Source organism: Natronolimnobius sp. AArcel1 (assembly GCF_011043775.1).
Taxonomy (GTDB): domain Archaea; phylum Halobacteriota; class Halobacteria; order Halobacteriales; family Natrialbaceae; genus Natronolimnobius.
In genome coordinates, this window is sequence record NZ_JAAKXY010000001.1 from 317,795 (window position 1) to 336,821 (window position 19,027).

A 19,027-nucleotide genomic window follows, 5' to 3' on the forward strand; every position below is an offset into this window, starting at 1 on the left:
TCCGTCACCAGTGGCAATGGCCGACATCGGCAACATTCATATCGGGTTGCAGTTGAGACGTCGACTCGAGTGTCAGCCCACGGAACGTTGTTCCCAGATTAATCGACCACGATTCCTCGAGTGAGTCGAAGTCGCCGAAATCGATCTCAAGCGTGTAGCGACCGTACTGCTGCCACGAATCAGGAATGGTTTCGCTCTCGCCGACGGGTAGCTCGAGGCGGTCGTCACGAATCGTCTCCGTGTCGTCGTCGCCAGGTGGCTGGTACGTGACCCTGATCGCAGCGTCGATAGCCTCGCCGGTTCGATTTCTGAGTGGAAGGTCGCCTTCATCCTGTCTCGGGATGGATTCCCCGAGGACGAGCGTGGTCGTCTCGCCATCCGTGTCGATGTGGGGTTCGAAGTACTGCCCGGACACGTGGATGTAGGTTGTGTCTGGCCCCATCACCTCTTGCAGTCTGAGGTCGCCATCCGTTTGGTACTGGCCGTCCTCGAGAGCGGTCTCGACTTCCGAAGCAACGGGGCCGGGGAGATTGCCGCCAAGAATAATGGACAGTTCGCATTCGTCATATTCGGTTACGTCATCGCGAGCTGTCGGCGTCGAACACCCCGCAACCGCACTCGCTGTGGCCGCGCTGACCGATGCGAGAACCGCACGTCTGTTCATACAACGTGCATACTGTGCTGACATATATGTTTTCTCACGTCAGAACCGCCAGTGGCGTCGGGGAGGGAAACGCTGATACACACACCGTCCGAATCCGGGAGTATGAGCGACAGCAACTGGACGGACCGGATCGTCGGTGCACGAATGAGCGTCGACCAGGAGTTTTCCTCACGGATCGCCCAGTCGGAGCTCTCGAGTCAGCAGTGGAGTCTGGTGATGACGGCGACGGAACTCGAGATAGAGAACCCCGACGATCCCGAGAACGCCCGAATGGTTGCGAACACGGACAAGGTGGATCAGATCATGCCCGAACTCGAGAACATCGAGTCAGGGATGGGCGCGATGGGTGGCGGTGGTGCTGGCGGCGCAGGGTCCGGTTCCGGCTCCTCGGGCGGCCTCGTTGACTCGATCAAGGGTGCACTCGGGCTGGGTGGTGGCGGCAGTGGCGTCGACGACGCCAAACGTGATGCGGCTGAACAGCTCACAACAGAATACGCCGACGAGCTACAAACACAGATTGAGTCGAACGGCCAGTGGGACTCGATCTGTGAGGCCGCCGCGAGTGAGACCAGCGACGAACGCTGATCTCAGTCACCCGCGTGAAAGAGCGTCAACTCGCTCGTCTCGTAGATATTGATCAGTTCGGTCACCAGTTCGTCGTACGATTCATCCTCAATTCGGAGGCCGTCTAACCGTTCAACCGTCTCTTCCTCGAGTTCAATCTGTGGCATGGCTCGAGTTGACATTGGACGGCGAGCAGCAAAAACGTCGTGGGAAAACCAGACTAACAGGCGCTGAAACTCAGTCTGAGTCGAGTTTCAGGGTATCCGTCGAAAGCCACAGCATCTTTACGGACGCTTCCCGACCATACGGATATGTCCGACGACGTAGAGACGATTACGTTCTCGATTGAAGCCGACGACGAGACGACTGACGACGTGACCATCCCGGCCGGCCTCGTCGACCTCGTTGCCGAAGGTGACCAGACCGCTGCCGAAACTGTCGGCGACCTCACACTTCTATCGTTCGCCAGCCGTGCCCACCACATCGTTCACCACGGCCACGACGCCGACGAGGACCTCGAGGAACAGGAAGCACGCATCATGGACCTGTTCGAAGAACGGTTCGGCGTGACCTTCGGCGAAGCAACCGGCCACCAGCACTAATCCGTTTTAGGCATCGCTGCCTGCTGAACGCATAAGCGGTCCACTGATTTTGACCAGAAATTGATCCACCGTTTCAACGGTGACTGCGGCTACATAAGCGCCGCTACCGTCTCGTTTTCGTCACCTGCAGGTTCGTCGGTGGTCTCTGCCCCCTCACCTGCCTGCTCGTCGGTCTCGTCCGAACCGGCAGTGTCAGCATCGCCGTCCGCGTCGTCAGCGTCGTCATCTGCGGGCGGGCCGTCGTCCGCAGGTGGCGTCTCTTCTTCCCCACCGTTCGTTGCGCCCGGATCGGTCTCGGTGTCGCCCTGCTCAGTGTCGTCGTCCTGTTCGTCCTCGTCAGTCACTGGTGGTTCATCGTCCGCCGTCGTATCGTCATCCGGTTCCGCAGTTTCTTCATCATCCTCGAACTCCGGTACATCTGGGTCGGCAAGGCCTTCGACCGTCGCCGTACCAGCGTCGTCTTCGGTCGCAATCTCGTGTTCAGACTCACCTTCTATCGCTTCAGAGGTGAACTCGACTGTCTCAGTCTCGCCGCCCTCGAGTTCCAGTTCCGTCTCATCGACGAGATCGCCGTCGACGCTGTAGGTGACGGTCTGGGTGCCCTCGAGGTCACCGACGTTCGTGATGTCTGCCTGGACAGTGACCTCGTCGCCGACGGAAGCGACTGGGTCAGCGAACACCGGTCCAACCGTGAACTCGGCAGCCTCACCGGCTTCCTCGATCGTCACCGGCACCTCGTCGCTGTCGTCTTCGCTCGCGACGACTGCGGTGTACTCGTCTGGCTCGATCTCGTCAGTGTCAGCGGTCAGCGTCACCGACTCAGTCTCGTCGCCCTCAAGTTCGACCGTCTGTGAGTCCACTTCGAGGTCGAGTTCGGCGAGCGAGAGCGTCACGTTCTGCTCGCCGGCGTCGTCACCGACGTTCTCGATGTCGGCATCGACCTCGAGTGGCTCACCCTGCTCGACGGGCGAGTTCGTCTCGGTGATCGAGACGCTGTAGTTAGCGGGGTCGTCGGGGTCGATCTCGCCCGCTGGCTCGGTTTCAGCGGTAAGCACCTCATCGTAGTCGTGGGTCGACATATCTACTTCCCAGACGAGTCGCTCATCGTCGCTTTCGGGCGTCCAGAGGGCCATGAACTCGTGTTCACCGGGCTCGAGTTCGCCGACTGGGTCGTCTTCGGTCGTGCCCTCGACGTACTCACTGATGACCGCGAGCATCGCGTCGTTCGGGTTGTCGTAGCCGAACGTGACCTCAATGCCGTCGTCATCCTCGAGTGGCTCGGTTTCTTCGACGCCAATGTCGGGCTGTTCTGGCCGGATCTCCTCGAGACAGGTCTCAGAATCCGGGTGTGGGTGGTCGATACCAGCAAACGGGATCGCTTCGTCCGAACTGATGCCCGTGATCGCAGTGCCGAAGTCGCCGTAGTCGTTGACGCCGACGGTCACTTCGTCGTCGCCAGTTTCTGTCACGCCGTCGTCCGCGTCGATGTCGAAGACGACTGTTCCGATAAACGGCGCTTCGATGTCGTCACCGACTGTGACGAAGTCCTCGATGATCGTGTTACCGAAGCCTGCAGAGTCGTAGAATCCGGTGCTAGCGGCGATCTGGTCGCCGTCCTCGAAGTTACCGGAGACTTCGGCTCGCGTGCAGTCAATGAACTCGACCATGAACGTCGGATCGACCGTGTACTCGAGCGACTCCGCAGCCAGCGTCTCACCCTCGTCCGTCGACTCGAGGGCGACATCGACCGTCGCGTTGTCCGTGAGTGGCTGGTCGAGGTCGACCGTTTCGTTATCGAGTCCGGTATCGGGCGCGAACGGCTCGGTCTCGACCAGTTCCGTCTCGTCAGCCGTCGCCGTCAGCACGTACTCGACCGAGGCGTTGGATTCTTGGACTGTCAACGTCTGTCCGTCACCGGTCTGGTCGGTCACATTGAGTTCCGCATCGTCATCTGGGTCTTCAGGATCGTCGGGATCGGTAACATCCTCGAGCGTGTACGTAATCGTCTCACTCGCCAGTGTCTCGTCGTCGTCGCTGGCGCGTACGGACACGTTGATTGTCGTCTCGTCCTCGAGTGCTGGCTCGAGGTCAACCTCGAGATCGCTCACTGATTCGTCTGCGTCGAACGTCTCGCTGTCGACGCGCTCGCCGTCGTACTCGGCCGCGACGGTGTAGGATTCGCTCGCGTTCGCCTCGTCGACGAGGAGCGTCTCGCCGTCACCGGTCTGGTCGCTCACCGAGAGCGTTGCCTCCGGGTCTGGGTCCGGCTCAGGATCTGGCTCTTCCTCGTCCGCAATCGTCACGAACGCGCCGTCGAGAACCGGGCCACCGCTTGCGGTGACGTATGGCTCGTCGTCTGCGCCGTCGCTCTCGACGTACTGGAACGTCTGATCGTCGGTCGTGTTGTGATGGACGACCGCGACAAGCGGCTGGCTCTCCTCGAGTGGTTCATCCAGTTCTATCTCGAGGTCTTCGTGGTCGCCGCTCTCGAGGTAGTCGGAGACGCCGATGACCGCGTCAGGGTCCACATCGGTTGCAACTCCATCGTAGACCGCGACAAAGCCGCCCTCCGAGAGGTCGACGTTGTCGACGACGACACTCTCACCATCGGACTCCTGATCAGTGAACGAAATCGAGGCCGTTCCCTCGAGTTCGTCGATTTCTTCGATCTGCTGGCTGATCTCGATTTGGACGTGTTGGATGATCTGCGTAACGTCGTCAGTGTCCTCGCCGACGGCGTACGCCGTTGCATCGGCTGCCGTATCTTGGGTGAGGATCTGCAGCTGCGTGATGCTGATCTGCTGGTACTGGATCGCACGAGCAGTCTCCTCGCAGGCGGCCTGGGCCGCCGTCTGGATCTGCGTGACTGACGCCTCCTGGTGCTGGATGAGCGCCCCGCTCGAGGCACCGTGGGCGAGCGTCTGGATCTGTGTGATGTCGACGACCTGCGTCTGGGTGACTGCACCCTGACCAGCGCCGAATGCAGCGGCCTGAATCTGCTCGACTTCGACGACCTGCTGTTGCACTGCCGATTCGATTGCTCCTTTCGAGGAGCCAAGTGCCGCGTACTGTATCTGCGTGACCGAAACCTCCTGGTGCTGGACTAACGCACCCTGCGCACCACCATCAGCAGCGGCCTGAATCTGCTCGACGCTCGCGTCCTGGCTCTGCTGGATGGACCCCTTCGCCGCACCGAAGGTCGCCTCCTGAATCTGGGTGATCGAAATGCGCTGGACCTGCTCGATCGTCACCGACTGGACCTGCGCCAGCGAGCCTTTACTCGCCCCGCGCGCTGCGGACTGGGTCTGCTCGACACTCACTTCCTGGCGCTGCTCGAGTGCGCCCTTCGCCGCACCCGTTGCTGCCTTCTGGATCTGCTTGATATCGACGCGCTGGTGCTGTTCAACCTCGATATCCTGCTCCTGTTCGAACACCGCCTCAGTGCTGCCCTCGAGCGCACCCGCTGCAGCTCCTGCCGCCGCGTGCTGGACGTGCTCGAGTGTGACCTGCTGGCGCTGCTCAACAGTTATTTTCTGATACTGCTCGAGGACGCCGTACGCTGCACCTTGTGCGGCTTCCTGAATCTTCGGCGTGCGGTCGATGTCTTTCTCGCCGGCCTCGCTCGCCGCACCCGCGGCCGCGCCGTAGGTTGCAACCTGAATCTGCTCGACAGTCACGCGCTGTTCTTGCGCGAGCGCGCCGTGGGTCGCGCCCCAAGTGGCACTCTGCATCTGGGTTGCGTTGACCGTCTGATGCTGGGCCAGTGCACCGTCAGTTGCGCCACCGACTGCGTACTGGACTTGTGTCGCGTTCACCTCCTGCTCTTGCATCATCGAGCCGTGAACCGCCCCTTTCGTCGCCTCCTGTACCTGCTCGGTGTCAGCCTCTTGATGCTGGCTCGCTGCCGCGCTTGCCGCCTCGAGTGCCGCTGCTTGTTGTTCCTGTGTTACCTCGACGCCCTGTGCCTGGGCGAGTTCGACACCCTCCTCGACACCGGCTTCGACGGCATCAGGCGCGTCAGGCTCGTCCTGCGTGGCAGCTTCATCGGTTTCGGTTGCGTCGGCGTCCGCATCCGCCTCCACATCTGCGCCGTCCAATCCGATTGGCGACTCGAGTGCCACGATGTCGACGTCACCCTGGCTAGTCGTCACAGGGGTCGATTGGTCGTCGCTCTCGTTGCCGGCATCCTCGTCGTCCTGCTGTGCCTCGACGTCCGTCAGCACGTTGTCGTCATCTGTCGTCTCGTCGCCGTCGACAGTTCCGTCCGCGAACGGGCCCATCCCGCCACCAAGCAGTGGGAGTGCCACGACGCTCGTGACCATCAGTGCAGCAACCAGAACGACACCGAGTGCCCCCTGTTGCCACCTCATAGCGCACGCTCACTGGGTCCCATCCGGGCTGTCCGCTGGCGGTTGCGTCCTGATCGAGGCCGGCCGTCTCGCGCGCGGTGGTCTCCCCGCCGGACCGAAACGCGCCACATCGCGCCCCAGCACCGCTGTCTCGCCCCCGCGTTGCAATACCATCGGTCGTCAGCAGTTGCACTACCGGATTGCATTCGTTTCCGAGCACCCGACCGAATCGATGCATAAACACGCCGGTCGTTTCGGTTAGGCAGCGGATACAATCCCTGATTACTCACCGTTTCAGGGGCAAAAATTGACTTATTCAGCCGCTCACCGCCTCCTCGAGTGTGATTTCACGTCTGTCATGAATTGCCTCGAGTAGCCGGCAAACTGAGAGGAAGCGCGGTGTTTCGTCGGTCACTTGTTGCCTTGAACCTGCAAGCCATCGACACAGCGAGCGTTCTCCGACAGCCGTTTTCGTAAACCGAAGTTTTGATGGCTGTTTACGAGCGAGCCACTGGCATGGCAACTGAACAGCAGTCGGTCGACCTCGTCGACGGCGATGTCGTCCGGTCGTTTGCACGCGCAGCGCTGCTTGCCGTCCTCATCGGCGCATCTGCGCCCGTCGCGATTCCGATTGGACCGGCACCGATCACGCTGCAAGTACTGTTTGTCTTCCTAGCTGGGCTCGTGCTCGGGCCACTGTGGGGCAGTTTTTCGATGGTGCTCTATCTCACCGCGGGCGCAGTCGGCGTGCCCGTCTTCGCCGGGATGGAATCCGGCTTTGGCGTCCTCGTCGGCGAGACGGCCGGCTACCTCTGGTCGTACCCCATCGCTGCGGGCCTCATCGGCTTGTTCGTCCACCGCGGAACTGAGCTTCGTGATCCCGCCGAACAGTCCCTCGCGGTCGTCGTTGTCGCGCTTCTCGCCGGACTGATCGTTATCTACGGCATGGGTGTCGGCCACATGATGTGGCTGCTTCATCTCGACCTCTGGGAGGCGCTTCTCACCGGCATGGTGTTCTTTCTCCCCGGTGATTTCCTCAAACTGGTCGCCGCAATCCTTATCGTCAAAAGCGGCCAGCTTGCAGTTGGAACCCACGAGTCCAGATGATCGACTTTCGCGGCGTCTCATACGCGTTCGGCGACGTCCCCGTCCTCGAGGAGGTTTCGCTAACGCTGGGCAACGGCGAGTTCGTCGTCCTCGCGGGCGCAAACGGTAGCGGGAAGACAACCCTGTTGCGCCACTGTAACGGCCTCCTCGAGCCCGATTCGGGAACCGTCGTCGTCGACAATACGCCGGTCGCCGACAACGTGGTTGCAGCCCGCTCGAGCGTCGGCATGGTGTTTCAACACCCGCGCGATCAGTTCGTCGCCGCGACCGTCGGTGCCGATGTCGCCTTCGGCCCCGAAAACCTCGGCCTCGAGCGTGCAGAAATCGACCGGCGAGTCACGAACGCACTCGAGGCCGTCAATCTGGGAGGCCGTAATGACGAGCGCATCGACGCGCTCTCGGGCGGCGAGCAGTCTCGCGTCGCCATCGCCGGCGCGCTCGCGATGGAACCGAGTCACCTCGTCCTCGATGAACCCTTCACCGGACTCGATGAACCCGCCCGTCGCTCCGTCCTCGAGCGCCTCGAGTCGCTCTCGGCTGGAGGAACCGGTGTCGTGGTCGCGACTCATGACCTGCGCGACGTACTCTCGCTTGCGGATCGTGTCGTCGCTATGCAAGACGGGCGGGTCGTCGTAGATGATGCGCCAGCGCAGGCGCTTCCCGCCCTCGAGTCGCTCTCGGTCCGGATTCCGGAGACCACCCGCGAACGATGCTAACCTACGAACCCGACGACACGCTGGCTCATCGACTCGATCCGCGCGCGAAACTCGCGGTCCAGATCGGGTTCGCTGGGACCGCACTGGCACATACCACGATCCCGGCACTGGCAATCCTCTCGGTTCTGACGGCCGGTATCCTGTACAGCGCGCGCGTGTCCCTGCTCCGGACGCTCGTCGCCTACCGGTTCGCCCTCGTGATCCTCGCCATTGCGCCACTGATCGCCGCGCTCACGATTGGGCCACCCTGGATCGATTGGGCCGACGGGCAGACCTCCCTGCAAGCCAGTTACCGCGTGTTGCTCATCTTGCTTGTGAGTGCGGCGTACGTCCGGTCGACCCCGATCCGAGACTCGAGAGCGGCGATTCAACGGACGATCCCGGGCAAGCCGGGCCAACTGCTCGGCATCGGCATCGCGCTCGTCTTCCGGTTCCTGCCGGTGATCCAGCGCGATATCCAGACCATTCGCGACGCGATGGCTGCCCGACTCGGCGGCGAACGCCGCGCAGTTGATCGAGTCAGTACGCTCGGCATTCGCAGCCTTGCGCGAGCGTTCGAACGTGCAGATCGACTCTCGCTCGCCCTGCAAGCGCGATGTTTCGCGTGGAATCCGACGCTCCCGCCACTTGCGTTCTCGAGGCGTGACTGGGTCGTGCTCGGCTTCGCGCTGGCGCTTGGGCTGACAGCATTTCTGTGAGATCAGATCGTCGCAGGACCCTACACCGACGAAAACGGCACGCGATCACTGTCCGAGTCGCTTTCAGGTAGTGCCTCGAGTCCAGCAGGGGGTGGGACGTCGTCAGCGTCCTCGAGTTCCTGCTCGAAAAACGGCTGGTTCGCTCGAATCCGATCTTCGTCCCACTCCCACCACTCGAGGTCGAGCAGTCGTTCCCTGACCGATTCGGGGAATCGCCACTTGATGCGTTCGGCCGGAACACCGGCGACGACGGCATACGGCTCGACATCGTCAGTCACGATTGAGCCGGCGCCGATCACTGCTCCATCGCCGATTGTGACACCCGAAAGAACAACCGCACGCGCGCCGATCCAGACATCGTTCCCGACTGAAATCGGGCCGTTCGAAGTGACATCGAGCCCGCTGTCGAGAACCTCGTCGTACAGCCGAATCTGCAACGATGGTTGGTCGAGCTTGTGATTTGGTTCCTGAAAAATGCAATCTCGAGCAATCGCACAGTAGTTCCCGAGCGAGACGTCCCCGATCAGATCGCAGTTCGGCTCAAGATTCGTGCCTCGGCCAACGCGGACGTCGCCACTGAGTACACAGCCGCGGCTCAACCGCGTTCGCGGGCCAAGCTCAATCGTTCCCCGCAAGAGACACCCTCTCGAGAGTCGTGCAGACGAGGCCACTGCTAACTCGAGCGAATCGGTGTGCCGGTTGAGTACGCCGTGGATTGCGCTCGGGTAGCCAAGCACTGAAAGTACTCGGTTCATGAGGGTCTCGAGGGTCACAGCTAGCTAACGTCCCAACAGCCCACAGTATATACTTCACTGAATTGAGGCGTACACTCGGCTAATATGACTGATTACAGGCACTCCATACGACACAGCCAGCGGGTGCAGATTCGGATAGCATCTTCTTACACGGAGACACTGCTCGCGTGGTCGCCCGTCTCTGACACGCACGCAGTTCGTCGGTGTCCCTGATGACGCGTCGCATGCTGTATCCGGGCCATAAAATTAACTGCGCACCGTGGAGGGAACGAGTGGGCATACAATGAGTTACGATCCATCAGCAGGAGACGACGACAGTGAGAGCCTCGTCCACGATGAGTGGCCACTCGATGACTACGAGGCCCCTGACCGAGAGCCGACCTACATCGGCATCATGAACCCCGACGAGGAGCAAAAATCGACGGCACTCTTCTACGACAACCGGAACGAGACCATCTTTCAGGCCGACGTCGAAGAAGAAGAGCAGCGGTTCGTCAGCCGCGACGACACCGAACGTAACCTCGAGCCAACCGACACGCTCGGCGAGGTACTCGAGGACTTCGGTGACCGACTCGAGTGGGACTCGCTGTCGTCGTTCGGCCGCGAGCAGTTACAGAGTGACAACGGGGACACAGAGACTGACACGACCAGTCCCGATTCGATCACGTTCACTCAGAGCAACGTCAGCGAAACCGCAGCTCACGACCTGGAATTTTCGGGCTCCTATCTGTACCAGCACGCAGACCAGGAACTCACCGTCGAACGCACGTTCGAAATCACATACGACGACCCCACAACCCCACACAGTGCGGTTGCAGTAGTTACTGACCGGCTTTTGGAAACGAGCGACGACGCCGGAACGCTGGACACCGACGCCGACAAACTCGAGGAACACGAGCGCACGTTCGAAATCGACCTCGATGCGAGCGACCCCGAGCGACAACTCGAGACGCGACTCGAACAGGCGTGTAAAGACTGGCACACGGCCCACGCCGACCCAACAGTGTGACCACGAGAGTCGAAACCCACCCTCGAGGCACTCGTGGCGTTACGGACAGGGATCGGTCACGAAACGATGAGGTCAAACCATTGTTCCACACAACAGATAGTCTCCGGTAAATTTAACTCGGGATAGAAATAATACTCATATGGCGAGTGAGCACAGCCGTACTGTGTCCTCAGCCAGACACCGACTCGGTTATCGTTCACTCCTCGCCACGATTACTTCCGCGTCTTGTGCGTCTCACTCGAGAGACATCTACATCGAAACCGCTGATCCCGAGTTCATTAAAGAGGGTCAGTAATTCACTGCCGGCTGATTCATCAAATTCAATCCATGAAAAGACCTGAGGATACGTCTAGTGGGTAGCTCAATAGTGGTAGGTCAGACCAGTCAACCAACCTCAGAACAATCATATAGCCTTAATTGAATGTTTGCCACATGAGCGTGGGGCGTTACTCGGCAACTCGCCGATGGACTTGGGAGCTTTTCGAACCAGATCTCGGTGGGAAACTTGGGTACTACACGGACTGGTTTATCATGACACTGATCGCCGTGAATGTAGCGATGGTCATTCTTGAAACGGTTGATGCGTTGGCTATCGCTTACAGCGGGGCGTTCTACTATTTCGAGTTGTTCTCGGTGGCTGTCTTTACCATCGAGTATCTTGGTCGCGTCTGGTCAGCTGTCGATAACCCTGCCTACGAGGGGCCAATCACTGGGCGACTCGAGTTTGCGTCGCGCCCACTGCTAATCGTAGACTTTCTGGCAATCATCCCCTTCTATTTGACAGTAGTAGGAGTACAAGCAGATCTACGGTTCCTCCGAGCCCTCCGGCTTATTCGTCTCTTTCGACTGTTGAAGCTCGCCCGGTACTCAACAGCGATGCAATCGTTTGGGTTGGTTATCGAAGAGAAAAAAGAGAAGCTTATACTGGCATTCTCAGCGAATTTACTACTGTTAGTCATTGCCTCGAGTGCAATGTATTACATCGAAAACCCCCACCAACCAGAGGCTTTTTCGTCGATTCCGCAGGCGTTCTGGTGGGGTGTTGCAACACTGACGACAGTTGGCTACGGTGACGTTCATCCGATCACTCCACTAGGACAGTTCGTTGGTGCAGTTGTTGCAATGTTGGGTATCGGTCTCTTTGCACTCCCTGCATCAATCCTTGCCTCCGGGTTTATTGAACAAGCTGAAAATGATGAGAAATCCGCCGACTACTGCCCCCATTGTGGAGAGAAGATCGAGTAGAGTTATGAAAACTCTCGCTTGAGAGCTTCTTTTGCAATCTCTGGTTCTAATACCTCGGAGCCATAGAACACCGATAATGGAAGCTCATATCCTTCTTCGGCATATGTCTCAATCCAATATTCTGCAAATTGTTTGAGATCACTTGCCTTTACTAGACGAATATCGATACCACCGACTTGCATTTCGAGTTTCTTTGCGTTCTGCTTTGCGTTGTCCGTGAAATCAGGTGCAATGATAAGGAACCATTCGACCTGATGTTGTTGGCTTTTTGTATCGATATAGTTCTTGATCTTACTTTGTGTATTGCTCCCTAGTTTGAACTTGTTGATACGCCGCTTGTTGTCCCATAAGAGCCATTTCCCATCCTGTTCAATCTCTCCATCTGCAACAATCCCACTCGCCTTCTGGCCCAGAAGTTCTGTTCCATCGACATTGAATATCTCTTTGAAAATCTCACTCGTTGCCTGTTCAAATAGCATATCCATCTTTCTAGATGGATCATCTTCGTCAACGACCTGCTGTAGCTGTGGTGGGATTCTCTCGACATTTCCATCTGAGATATCCTCATAACACTTCAAGAAGAGTTCTGCAGCAGCTTCCTCATCATCGGTTGTGATCTGTTTTTGTGATTGCTCGAAATACTCGATGGTCGCTTCAATCATCTCGTCGGTTTTTTGCTTGTGAGCGTCCAGACTATACTCGTCAACGATTCCTTTCAATTCCTTTTTAGTTAGTCCCTCTGCGAGCAACTGACTCGGAAAAATGCCAGCCTTGACGAGACTCTCGCGGCGCTTATCGTTGCGGCCTTTGGTTCCTGTCTCGACACCGAACGTGTTCCGAGCATCTACAAGCGTTTTCTGTTTGTCGAATGGTTCCAGTGTCTCGAGCATCTGTAGATAATTCTCCTCAGACATCTCATAATAGAGCCAGTCCCGGATATAGTCGATATAGTCCTCAGGAATGCCAACTAATTCGTTTGTATCCTCGGTGTTGACTTCATAGATGATGGCCTGTTCTTGCAACGACCATAGGCCCTTCTCAATCGTATCTAACGCATGCTCAGGCTTCTCCGAGCGAGAAACTTTTGGGAACCGTCCAATTGCTGAAAGTCGTTTAAAGAAATCAAACCAAGTATAGTATTCGTGTTTCTTTTCCTTGGCCCTGTTGTGGAGTTCGAAGTAACTATAGACCATATGGAGTTCGGAATCGTACACATCTGAGCCATAGTCAACTGCTGCCTTCGCAAGGTGGAGCAGTTCATCACTATCATCAAAATCGTCCTCACTATAGTCATTGATGAGGTCCTGCTGCCAAGATTGGACACTCTCAAGTAGAATCTCCTTTTCCATGTTAAAATCCAGTTGTTGAATTAGTGTGCGGAGAATCCCATATCGAATCACCAAGGCCTGATAAGAAGAGTCGTTGACTGAGTCGAGTCGTGGTGGTGTAAAATTATTGAGTTCAGCATCCAATCGCGTGTCCTCCGCTAATGCTGGAACATATGTCTCGAAATATCGCTCGCGGTTATCGAAACCGTCGTGTTTGAACGATTCTGGATCAAACGATTCGGTTTTTTCCTTAGTCCTATCCTTGAGAAACCGTTTTCGCTCATAACTATTCCATTGAGTATCAATCAAATCACGTAATTTCATATGAATAAGACAATCAGGGACATACACACAGATATAACTTATTGTCTATTTGATTGCTTAGTCTACTGAATTGGAATCTAACCTCGAGTTTACACTCTCAAAAGGATAACAAGCCATTCTGGTAGCTCCACTAATTGTTTAAGATCCATCTAATTCTACGATTCACTCCACAGTCGTCTTGTCGAATACAACTCCAAACCGGTAGACGTCTCATCGTCCTCGAGATCGAGGAATACCACCAATCCGTATCGGCTTCAGAGCTTTCCCTCAAGCAGTGCTATGTCCAATGCGGTCGCCGGCTGATCACACCCGCAGTCATCTCACCCCCACACCTTCGTGTGGGTTTCCAAATTACTTGGGAAGCACAGCTAATACAGATAGTCTCGATTTTCGAAATGGCGAGGGGTGGGGGACTGTCGTTGCCACCGGCTCCCGTGCGAAGACATCACCACCTCGCCAACTACGGAGATGGACACGCAGCCATCTTCGAGAATCCCACCACCTATAGTTCTCGAGCAGCGCTTTAGAACGGAGAATCCACGAAAAGAGAACGTTCAGATGTGCTCTTCGCTGTGACTGATCCAGTCCTCAATCTTGGCAACGCCCTCGTCAGGCGTCTGCCTCCCTGTAATCGAATCCCGCTCGAGTGGGGCTTCGAAACAGCCAGCTACCATGCCGGCGCATCCCCGTTACCCGCAATTTCGGCCTGTGATTCATGACGACTTGTGGGGGTGCTCGAGGATGTGAAACCCCACGCAGGTCTCGAGGTGTTCGTCTCTGAGACTGGGATTATAAGTAATTTAGTAGGGGCCGGTGGAGGGATTTGAACCACGGTCGGAGCGGAGCTCCTCCCTGATTCAAATCCCTCCAGTCGCTCTTTCACTCCTCACGTTCGTTCGTCGCAGAAAGAGCCGGTGGAGGGATTTGAACCCTCGACCTAATCCTTACGAAGGATTCGCTCTGCCAGTCTGAGCTACACCGGCACTGGTACGAGTGCAATTACAAATAGGTGCGATGTAGGCCATAAGGATTGCGAATCAATTCGCTCGTGTGAACGCAGTGCGTGGGTTACACTGTCGTACGACCCTCGAGGACTACAGGACAAACTGCTTAGCGCTCGAGACGAACATCCAGACAGACGTTGAGTTCGTGTGGGGCATACGAGCGGACGGTGTGGCGCGTCTCGACGGTCACGTCGTATTCGGGTTCGGCGGCGGCACGGATTGCCTGCTCGCCGGGGCCAAACGGGTCGTCTTCGTGCTGGATATCGTAGTAGTGGAGCACGCAGTCGTCACCAGCGAGGGCAACGGCCGTCTCGAGGAATGCGTCGGCGCTGTGGGGGAGGTTCATCACGATGCGGTCGGCCCAGTTGTCGTAGTTGGGTGCGCCGCCTTTGGTCGTAGACACTTGGCCTCTGTCCGGGTCGGCAAGGGTTCGGACGTTCGCATAGATGGCCGTCACGGACTCTGAAACGTCGTTCCGACGCGCGTTTTCGCGGAGGTACTCGATTGCGTCAGGGTTGATATCGACGCCAACGCACTCCGCGCCGCGTTTGGCGACCGGAATCACGAACGGGCCGACGCCGGCGAACATATCGAACACCTGTTCGCCGGCAGTGACCTGCTCGGTGACGCGGTGGCGTTCGGTTGCGAGTCGCGGCGAGAAGTAGACCGCACTGAGATCGAGTGCGAACTCACAGCCGTACTCGCGGTGGACGACCTCGGTGTTCTCGCCGGCCAGTAGCTCCCAGTCGCGCACGCGGGTTTCACCTTTGACCTTTGACGCTTTGTTCAGCACCGTCTCGACGGGGAGGTCAGACTCGAGGATCGCATCTGCAATTGTGCGAGCGCGTTCGGGGTCGTCCTCGTCGAGCAACGCCGCCGTTCCGAGGCGCTCGTAGGAGGGATCGAATTCGAGGATGTCGGCAGGCCGAGTCTGTGTCTCACGTTCGTCGACACGTCTCGAGACGAGTTCGAAGTCGTCGGCGACGGCGTCGGGGTCGGAAACCGGGATGTAGAGGGTTCCGTCTTCGACCGTGATCTCGTAGTCGTCGTCGATCAGGTCCGCGTCTGCCAGTTCGCGACGCGTTTGCTCCCCCGATTCGCGGGCGACGCGGACACACGGCACTTCCATACCAGTACTGAACAGGCCGATAGTGTAACGCTGACGTTTTTCTCGTGTCTGGCCGCAGTCACACCCGAGTCGTCGATACGAACGCTTTCCTTCGGCCACGATAAGAGGCGGGCATGAGCGCTCGAATGCGACTCACCAGCGTCGAGACGGTACACGAAGACGGGTCGTGGCTGTTTACCGTTCGGGACAGACACGGCGAACTCGAGGAAGTGCTCCTTGTCCCCTGTGAGGACGGTGTCGAAGCCTGGATCAACCGCTGTACGCACGAAGCCCAGCGCCTCGATACAGGCTGCGGCGCGGCGATGCGTGATGGACAGATCATCTGCCCACGACACGGTTCGATGTTCGACTCGTGTTCGGGGTATTGCGACAACGGCGATGCCGCCGAAACGACGCTGCCCGACGTCGAAATTGCTGTCGACGACGCGACCGTCTATCTCACCGACGACGATCTGTCGTATCTCCATGACGGCGGAATTGAGGAATCCGATCGCGACGATGACAGCGGGCCATCGTCCACATCGCACATCTCTTTTTGAGCCACTGGTAGGCAACTCCGCTGACTGCCTCGAGTGGAGCGTAACCTCGAGCAAAAACACGAGGAAATGACTGACGATCTGTCAGCAGAGAAGTGCACGAGAGGGTGACTGACCACTGTTGCCTCGCGCCTGGAGCTCACCAGTTACTGCGAACGTTCCATGGGTGGAACGCGAGTCGGTGCAGCGCTTCGGGAAATCGAAGCGCAGTCGGTGCTACTCCACACCAGTATGTTATTGTTTGGTCTAAAAATAAATTTAGGACAATCTAATTTTCTTTGCGGTGCGAAGAGGGCCAGATTCGAGCAGTTGGGACTCGAGAAGAGAAAAGAGAGAATTACCTCTCTGCCCATCATATTCCTTATTAGATGGTCTTGTCCATTCATACAGCATACATAGCAGCCGGGTAGAAGTCGGTACAATTTATATAATTAGTTCTATCTAATCTTTGTATGCCGACTCCAATCATGGAAGACTACCTCCAGGCCCTCTATCAGTTGGAGGCTGCAAACGGCGGCATTCGTGTTCGAACGTCCGACCTCGCCGACCAACTCGAGGTGGCACCGCCGACGGTCTCGAGTATGTACGCCACCCTCGCCGATGCAGCGCTTATCGATCACGAAAAGTACCGCGGCGCGGCGACGACGGACGCTGGCGCAGAAGTCGCCGTCGAGACGAACAGGAATCGCCATCTTCTCGAGGCGTATCTCTCCCTCGAGTGTGGCTTTCGAGCGGGCGAGGCAGAGCGGGAAGCGGACACGCTCGAGCACCACATCAGTGACCGATTCGTCGAGGCAATGGAAGAACGGATTCAAAACGCACGACACGCCAGCGACAGTGAGCTAGGCTCGAGAGCGGACGACAGCGCTCGAATACCGGCCGAATGCGATCTCCTTGCAGACTGCGAAGCGAGGAGTACTGTAGTCGTTCGCGGCATCACCGAGTATGACCCGGTGCTGGAGGCGACGCTGTCCCGGTGGGGAATTGTATCGGAGCAACCGCTCACCGTCCTCGAGAGTCCGACAGTTGCAACGACTGTCGTTTCCGGCCTCGAAAGTGGCAATATGGTGGTTCTTCCGGATGCTATTGCAGCGTTCGTCACAGTGAGTCATACTCCCGAGCCGAGTTATTAGACTAGTCTAATCTATTTTCTCGCATCGGAAATTACTTTACTTCGGTTATACAAACTGCTGGTGATGGTCGAAAAAAGACCGACGATAGATGGCATCACACGACGACACGCACTCGCAGGAGCAGGCGGGCTCGTTGCCGGGTTCGCTGGCTGTCTCGGTGACGACCCACAAGACGATTCGAGCGACGATACTGACGAGTCTCAGAACGGGGATGGTGATAGCGATACACAGACAGTCTCTGCTGGTTTTCTGGCGCTCTGGGATCTCACTCGGAATATCACCGGCGACCAGATGGACGTCGTCGATCTGGTGCCCGTTGGCGAACACGGCCACGAGTTCGACCCCGGCCCAAGCGTCGTCTCCGATATTGAGAACTCGGACGTCTTCATCTACCTCCGTGACTTCGCCAGCTGGCAGGACGACGCAGCCGCAGAACTCGAGAGCGACGATGACGTTCACGTAATCGAAGCCGCAGAGGGCATCGAATTCTTCGATAGCCCAGCCGAAGACAACGACGAGCACGTCTGGATGGATCCTGTCGAGTGTCAGTCGATGGTCGACAACATCGCCACCGAGTTGGGTGCGTACGACGACGAGAACGCCGATCTCTACGTGGAACACGCCGAGGCATTCAACGACGAACTCCAGTCGATTCACGAAGACTTCGAGGATATCGTTGACCGTGGGTCACAGGACCACCTGATCGTTGCCACGCACGATTCGTTCCAGTGGTGGCATCGTCGCTACGACCTCAACATCCACTCACCTGTAGGCACCTCACCTGATGACGAAGCCTCTCCACAGGACGTCGAGGAGATCGAGTCTATCATGGACGAACACGACATTGAGCACGTGCTCTACGACGTTGGCGAACCCGACGATCTGGCCGAATCGCTCGCAGCCGAAACTGACGCCGAGGTACTTCCAATTTCACCCGTCGAAACCCAACTGCCCGAATACGACGAGCAAGACTGGGGCTACCTCGAGCACTATCGCGAAGTCAACTTCCCCACGCTCGAGGCAGCACTCGATGCAGACGAGAATTAGCCGAATCGAATCAGAGAGATAGCTAGTACAAAGATTAAATTGCGGACGCATTCTACATCACACTATGAGCGCTGCAGTACGTGTTACAGACGTTAGTTTCGCCTACGATGACCAACCGGTACTAGAGAACGTCTCGCTCGAGATTGACGAGGGGGCGTTCCTGGGATTGATCGGCCCGAACGGCTCCGGGAAGACGACGCTGTTGAAGATCATGCTGGGGCTGCAACAGCCAGATAGCGGGTCGGTTGAGCTGTTTGGCACGCCAGCGTCAGCGTTTCGGGAGGGGACGCGACTCGGCTACGTCTCCCAGCAATCTTCGGAAGCCGATTCGATGATGCCTGTGACGGTCCGCGAAGTCGTCGAAATGGGTCGCTATCCCCACGCCGGCTTGCGCCGATTGAGCGATGAGGACCACGCAATCATCGACGATGCACTCGCAGAGGTCGGCATTGCGGATCTCGCAGACAGACGAATCAGCCGGCTCTCCGGCGGCCAGAAACAGCGTGCGTACATCGCACGCGCACTCGCCTCCGAGGCAGATTTCCTCGCGCTCGATGAACCCACTGTCGGCGTCGACGCCGAGTCGGTCGAGCAGTTCTACGACCTGCTCGATGACCTCAACGAGCACGGGATCACCATCGTGTTGATCGAACACGATCTCGGGATGGTCGCCGAACACGCCGATACGATGGCCTGTCTCGACGGAACCCTGTACGAACACTGCGGAACCGAACAGTTCCTCGCAAGCGATGCGCTCGAGCGAGCGTATGGCTCGACTCGCGTGAGAACGGTTGCGGGCGCCGCCGCAGGTGACTGA

General features: G+C 57.8%; 17 protein-coding genes and 1 tRNA gene. 11 read left to right on the forward strand and 7 right to left on the reverse strand.

The window, feature by feature from the left end; translation table 11 throughout:
• Window positions 1–4 precede the first annotated feature (4 nt).
• Entirely contained in the window at window positions 5–664 is a 660-nt protein-coding gene (locus tag G6M89_RS01580) for a hypothetical protein (protein WP_165160047.1), read from the reverse strand.
• Window positions 665–766: 102 nt separating this feature from the next.
• Between G6M89_RS01580 and G6M89_RS01585 the strand changes: the two genes are divergently transcribed.
• Window positions 767–1,249, forward strand: a complete 483-nt coding sequence (locus tag G6M89_RS01585; RefSeq protein ID WP_165160048.1) for a DUF5799 family protein — start codon at window positions 767–769, stop codon at window positions 1,247–1,249.
• Window positions 1,250–1,251: 2 nt separating this feature from the next.
• Here the strand turns inward: G6M89_RS01585 and G6M89_RS01590 are convergent, their stop codons facing one another.
• Window positions 1,252–1,395 carry a hypothetical protein gene (locus G6M89_RS01590; protein WP_165160049.1) on the reverse strand — a complete coding sequence of 48 codons (144 nt, stop codon included), beginning with the start codon at window positions 1,393–1,395 and terminating at the stop codon, window positions 1,252–1,254.
• A 144-nt stretch (window positions 1,396–1,539) separates the two neighbouring features.
• Here G6M89_RS01590 and G6M89_RS01595 point away from each other — a divergent pair, with 144 nt between their 5' ends.
• Window positions 1,540–1,830: a hypothetical protein gene (locus G6M89_RS01595; protein ID WP_165160050.1), complete on the forward strand. Its 291-nt coding sequence runs from the start codon at window positions 1,540–1,542 to the stop codon at window positions 1,828–1,830.
• Between the two features lie 89 nt (window positions 1,831–1,919).
• Here G6M89_RS01595 and G6M89_RS01600 read toward each other — a convergent pair whose 3' ends face one another.
• A complete protein-coding gene (locus G6M89_RS01600) occupies window positions 1,920–6,200 on the reverse strand; it encodes a hypothetical protein (protein ID WP_165160051.1) in 4,281 nt (1,426 codons plus the stop codon).
• Window positions 6,201–6,695: 495 nt separating this feature from the next.
• On the opposite strand from G6M89_RS01600, the gene G6M89_RS01605 reads away from it, so the two are divergent.
• From G6M89_RS01605 to G6M89_RS01615, 3 genes are read left to right on the forward strand one after another with little or no spacing between them, the layout of a single operon-like run.
• Window positions 6,696–7,286 (forward strand): biotin transporter BioY, encoded by a 591-nt coding sequence (locus G6M89_RS01605; protein WP_165160052.1) that lies wholly within the window; start codon window positions 6,696–6,698, stop codon window positions 7,284–7,286.
• Complete coding sequence (locus G6M89_RS01610) at window positions 7,283–8,002, forward strand: energy-coupling factor ABC transporter ATP-binding protein (RefSeq protein WP_165160053.1); 720 nt, start codon at window positions 7,283–7,285, stop codon at window positions 8,000–8,002. Before G6M89_RS01605 ends, G6M89_RS01610 begins: the two co-directional genes overlap by 4 nt.
• The gene (locus tag G6M89_RS01615; RefSeq protein ID WP_165160054.1) at window positions 7,996–8,700 is read left to right on the forward strand and encodes an energy-coupling factor transporter transmembrane protein EcfT; all 705 of its coding nucleotides are present in this window, start codon (window positions 7,996–7,998) and stop codon (window positions 8,698–8,700) included. Before G6M89_RS01610 ends, G6M89_RS01615 begins: the two co-directional genes overlap by 7 nt.
• A gap of 20 nt (window positions 8,701–8,720) precedes the next feature.
• On the opposite strand, the gene G6M89_RS01620 is transcribed toward G6M89_RS01615, so the two are convergent.
• Window positions 8,721–9,473 (reverse strand): CatB-related O-acetyltransferase, encoded by a 753-nt coding sequence (locus G6M89_RS01620; protein WP_343162612.1) that lies wholly within the window; start codon window positions 9,471–9,473, stop codon window positions 8,721–8,723.
• A 265-nt stretch (window positions 9,474–9,738) separates the two neighbouring features.
• On the opposite strand from G6M89_RS01620, the gene G6M89_RS01625 reads away from it, so the two are divergent.
• Together G6M89_RS01625 and G6M89_RS01630 are read left to right on the forward strand one after the other, a co-directional pair.
• Window positions 9,739–10,464, forward strand: coding sequence for a hypothetical protein (locus tag G6M89_RS01625; RefSeq protein WP_165160055.1), 726 nt, complete (start codon window positions 9,739–9,741; stop codon window positions 10,462–10,464).
• A gap of 432 nt (window positions 10,465–10,896) precedes the next feature.
• Entirely contained in the window at window positions 10,897–11,709 is an 813-nt protein-coding gene (locus tag G6M89_RS01630) for an ion transporter (protein ID WP_165160056.1), read from the forward strand.
• Between the two features lie 2 nt (window positions 11,710–11,711).
• On the opposite strand, the gene G6M89_RS01635 is transcribed toward G6M89_RS01630, so the two are convergent.
• The 3 genes from G6M89_RS01635 to G6M89_RS01645 form a co-directional block, all read right to left on the reverse strand.
• Entirely contained in the window at window positions 11,712–13,361 is a 1,650-nt protein-coding gene (locus tag G6M89_RS01635) for a hypothetical protein (protein WP_165160057.1), read from the reverse strand.
• A gap of 909 nt (window positions 13,362–14,270) precedes the next feature.
• Window positions 14,271–14,344 (reverse strand) — tRNA-Thr (locus tag G6M89_RS01640).
• 127 nt (window positions 14,345–14,471) lie between these two features.
• Window positions 14,472–15,494, reverse strand: coding sequence for a class I SAM-dependent methyltransferase family protein (locus G6M89_RS01645; RefSeq protein ID WP_165160058.1), 1,023 nt, complete (start codon window positions 15,492–15,494; stop codon window positions 14,472–14,474).
• A gap of 113 nt (window positions 15,495–15,607) precedes the next feature.
• Between G6M89_RS01645 and G6M89_RS01650 the strand changes: the two genes are divergently transcribed.
• The 4 genes from G6M89_RS01650 to G6M89_RS01665 all read left to right on the forward strand — a co-directional run bounded on the left by G6M89_RS01650 (window position 15,608) and on the right by G6M89_RS01665 (window position 19,027).
• Window positions 15,608–16,033 carry a Rieske 2Fe-2S domain-containing protein gene (locus G6M89_RS01650; protein WP_165160059.1) on the forward strand — a complete coding sequence of 142 codons (426 nt, stop codon included), beginning with the start codon at window positions 15,608–15,610 and terminating at the stop codon, window positions 16,031–16,033.
• Window positions 16,034–16,482: 449 nt separating this feature from the next.
• Entirely contained in the window at window positions 16,483–17,163 is a 681-nt protein-coding gene (locus G6M89_RS01655) for a metal-dependent transcriptional regulator (protein ID WP_165160060.1), read from the forward strand.
• Between the two features lie 63 nt (window positions 17,164–17,226).
• Window positions 17,227–18,210: a metal ABC transporter substrate-binding protein gene (locus G6M89_RS01660; protein WP_165160061.1), complete on the forward strand. Its 984-nt coding sequence runs from the start codon at window positions 17,227–17,229 to the stop codon at window positions 18,208–18,210.
• 64 nt (window positions 18,211–18,274) lie between these two features.
• Complete coding sequence (locus G6M89_RS01665; RefSeq protein ID WP_165160062.1) at window positions 18,275–19,027, forward strand: metal ABC transporter ATP-binding protein; 753 nt, start codon at window positions 18,275–18,277, stop codon at window positions 19,025–19,027.